Here is a 773-nt window from a genome sequence, read left to right on the forward strand (position 1 = left end):
TGGTGGAGCACTGGCCCATCACCGACGTCGTCCAGTACGAGTTCTACGTGCCGATCGACGATCACCACCACGAGTACTGGGAGGTGATCGCCACTCGGGTGACCACCGACGAGGACATCGCCGAGTTCAACTTCAAGTACGACAACTTCATGCTGCCCCTGGCGCTCGAGGGCTTCAACAACAGCGACGTCTTCGCCCGCGAGGCCACCGAGGAGCACTACACCCGGTTCGACGGCTGGAACAACGAGATGCTTTGCGACATGGACTATTCCATCATCGCCTGGCGAAAGATGGCGGCGCGTCACCCGCGCGGTTTCTTCGAGTCGCCGTACGAGGACGAGGACTGACCATGTCGATCGCCCCGACCGATGCAATTCCGGAGTGCGCAGTGACCACGGAGAACAACGTCCACCTGACGTTCACGGACGGGACCAAGACCGTCCCGGTGCCGTCAGGCACCACGATTCTCGCAGCGGCGAACGCGGCCGGTGTCCGCCTGGTCAGTCAGTGCACGATCGGTACCTGCGGAACCTGCGTCGGTCGGGTCGCGTGCGGCGAAGTCGTGATGCCCGAGGGGCGCGTCTACTCGCTCCGTCAGGACGAGATGGACGCCGGTCACCGACTCCTGTGCCAGTCGCACGCCTTCGCGGAATCCGAGGTGGAACTCGACTACCCAGCGGCCATGCTCGACGAGTACCCGATGATCGTCACCACCGCGAAGGTCGGTGCGGTCACCTGGCTCGGCGAGACCGTGGTCGAACTGCAGCTCAAAC

Annotated in this window: 2 protein-coding genes; both read left to right on the forward strand. The window is 63.6% G+C overall.

Going from position 1 to position 773, the window contains the following annotated elements; all coding sequences use genetic code 11:
• The coding region (locus AC1DQC_RS19780) for an SRPBCC family protein (protein WP_477052937.1) at positions 1–347 on the forward strand (347 nt) is incomplete at its 5' end.
• Between the two features lie 2 nt (positions 348–349).
• On the forward strand, positions 350–773 hold a 424-nt coding region (locus tag AC1DQC_RS19785; RefSeq protein WP_477052938.1), incomplete at its 3' end, for a 2Fe-2S iron-sulfur cluster-binding protein.

Source organism: Cellulomonas sp. P4_H12 (assembly GCF_056400905.1).